This is a genomic window from Ancylobacter sp. VNQ12 (genome assembly GCF_049445835.1).
Taxonomy (GTDB): domain Bacteria; phylum Pseudomonadota; class Alphaproteobacteria; order Rhizobiales; family Xanthobacteraceae; genus Ancylobacter.
On the sequence record NZ_JBMSDU010000057.1, the window covers coordinates 1 to 2,514 of the forward strand.

The window sequence follows — 2,514 nt, forward strand, 5'->3', positions numbered from 1 at the left end:
CGTACCCCTCCGGCGAGGGCCGCCTTGCGGAGGTTGCGCGATGACGTGAAGTCCTAGGGGTAATCCTAGGAGTAGTCATATGTCCCTTTCGCGAGTGGAGGTGATCACCTCGGTAGAGCGGCGTCGACGCTGGCCGCGGGCCGAGAAGGAGCGTCTGGTGGCCCTGGCACTGGAGCCCGGGGCTTCAGCGTCCGAGATCGCCCGCTCGGCTGGGGTGCATGTGAGCCAGCTCTTCCGCTGGCGCAAGCAGCTCTGTGAACGCGGGGCACCCCCGTTGCCAGGTTTCCTGCCGGTTGTCGTCGAGCCGCCAGCGGAACTCGCGTCGCCTCCTGATGGGCCATTGCCGCGCAAGCGCAGGGTCCGTCACGAGAGCCGCATCGAGATTGAACTGGCTTCCGGAGATCGACTGCGGCTGGAGGGCGAGGTGGATGGCCGAACGCTGCGCGCGGCGATCGCCGCCCTGAGGGCGCGATGATCCCAGTCCCGGTCGGTGTGAAGGTGTGGCTGGCGACCGGCCACACGGACATGCGCAAGGGCTTCGCCTCCCTGGCGCTGCAAGTACAGGAGGTCCTGAAGCGCGACCCGCTCGGTGGCCATATCTTCTGCTTCCGCGGGCGGCGCGGCGACCTCGTCAAGATCATCTGGCACGACGGGCAGGCGGCGAACCTGTATGTGCGTCGACTGGAGCGCGGCCGCTTCCTGTGGCCCTCGCCAGCGGACGGGGTCATCGCCATCTCGTCGGCGCAGATGGGCTATCTTCTCTCCGGGATCGACTGGCGCAATCCGGTGGAGGCCTGGCGCCCAACCTCGGTCGGCTGACGCTTTTTGCCTTGCGTTTGCAACGGGCTGTGATTCCATCGCTCCTATGAGCACGCCCGCTGCATCGCCCTCGCTGCCCGCCGACCTGGCGGCGGCGCATGCGATGATCCTGGCCGAACGCGCCAGGCGGATCGAGGCCGAGGCCGCAGCCTCTGGTGTCGAGGCCATGATCGCCCACCTCAAGCTGACGATCGAGAAGCTCAGGCGCGAGCTTTACGGCCAGCGCTCCGAGCGCACGGTGCGGCTCATCGACCAGATGGAGCTCCAGCTCGAGGAACTGGAGGCCAGGGCGAGCGAGGACGAGATCGCGGCGCAGGAGAGTGCGCGCCTGGCGTCACTGCCGGTACCCGCTCCACGCCGGAGGCCCGTGCGCAAGCCCTTTCCTGAGCACCTGCCGCGCGAGCGCGTCGTCGTGCCGGCGCCGACCAACTGTCCTTGCTGCGGCTCGATGAAGCTGTCGAAGCTGGGAGAGGACGTTACCGAGACCCTGGAGATCGTGCCGCGATCCTGGAAGGTGATCCAGACGGTCCGCGAGAAGTTCACCTGCCGCCAGTGCGAGGCGATCACCCAGCCGCCGGCGCCCTTCCATGTGACGCCGCGCGGCTTCATGGGGCCGAACCTGCTGGCGACAATCCTCTTCGAGAAGTTCGGGCAGCATCAGCCCTTGAACCGTCAAAGCGAACGCTACGGCCGCGAGGGTATCGACCTCTCCGTCTCGACGCTGGCCGATCAGGTCGGTGCGGCGACTGCGGCGCTGAGGCCTCTGCATGATCTGATCGCCCGGCACGTCATGGCGGCGGAGCGCCTGCACGCCGACGACACCACCGTACCGATCCTGGCCAAGGGCAAGACCGATACGGGCCGGATCTGGACCTATGTGCGCGACGACCGCCCCTTCGGCGGCGCCGACCCGCCGGCGGCCTTGTACTTCGCCTCGCGCGACAGGCGGCAGGCGCATCCGGACGCGCACCTCGCAGGCTGGCGGGGCATCCTCCAGGCTGACGCCTACGGCGGTTACAACGGACTGTATGATCCCGCGCGTCCGGGTGGATCGGTCACGTCGGCGCTTTGCTGGTCACATGCCAGGAGAGGCTTCTTCGAACTCGCCGACATCGCCGCAAGCGCGCGGCGCGGGCCCGGTGCCGCGCCGGTGTCGCCCATCGCCCTGGAGGCGGTGAAGCGCATCGACGCAATCTTCGACATCGAACGCGGGATCAACGGCTTGAGCGCTGAGGAGCGTCGCGGCGCCCGGCAGGAGCAGAGCCGGCCGCTCGTCGATGACCTGCACGCCTGGCTCGGCGAACAGCGCCTCACGCTCTCGCGCTCGGCGACCGTCGCCAAGCCGATCGACTACATGCTCAGGCGCTGGGATGGCTTTGCGACCGTCCTCAACGACGGCCGTGCCTGCTTGTCCAACAATGCCGCGGAGCGCGCCCTGCGCGGCTTCGCCCTGGGACGCAAGGCATGGCTCTTCGCTGGCTCCGACCGCGGCGCCGACCGCGCAGCCGCCATGGCGACCTTGATCACCACGGCGAAGCTCAACACCGTCGATCCGCAGGCCTGGCTTGCCGATGTGCTCGACCGCATCGCCGGGACGCCGCAGAACCGGCTCGCCGAACTGCTGCCATGGAACTGGCAAATGCGAAACTGCCAGACGCCATAGCTGCCACAGCGCGGCCCTCGCCGGATGCTTAC

3 protein-coding genes are annotated in these 2,514 nt (G+C 68.3%); all 3 read left to right on the plus strand.

The features are described 5' to 3' along the window. The first annotated feature begins 79 nt into the window (after positions 1 to 79). Genes tnpA through tnpC form a run of 3 tightly spaced genes read left to right on the plus strand, consistent with a single transcriptional unit; the run spans position 80 to position 2,482 of the window. Positions 80 to 475, plus strand: coding sequence for an IS66-like element accessory protein TnpA (tnpA, locus tag ACO2RV_RS25010; RefSeq protein ID WP_423296905.1), 396 nt, complete (start codon positions 80 to 82; stop codon positions 473 to 475). Further along, positions 472 to 819 carry an IS66 family insertion sequence element accessory protein TnpB gene (gene tnpB, locus ACO2RV_RS25015; protein WP_423296906.1) on the plus strand — a complete coding sequence of 116 codons (348 nt, stop codon included), beginning with the start codon at positions 472 to 474 and terminating at the stop codon, positions 817 to 819. The genes tnpA and tnpB overlap by 4 nt, the downstream gene beginning before the upstream one ends. A gap of 46 nt (positions 820 to 865) precedes the next feature. Further along, positions 866 to 2,482, plus strand: a complete 1,617-nt coding sequence (tnpC, locus tag ACO2RV_RS25020) for an IS66 family transposase (protein WP_423296907.1) — start codon at positions 866 to 868, stop codon at positions 2,480 to 2,482. The last annotated feature ends 32 nt before the right edge of the window (positions 2,483 to 2,514 follow it).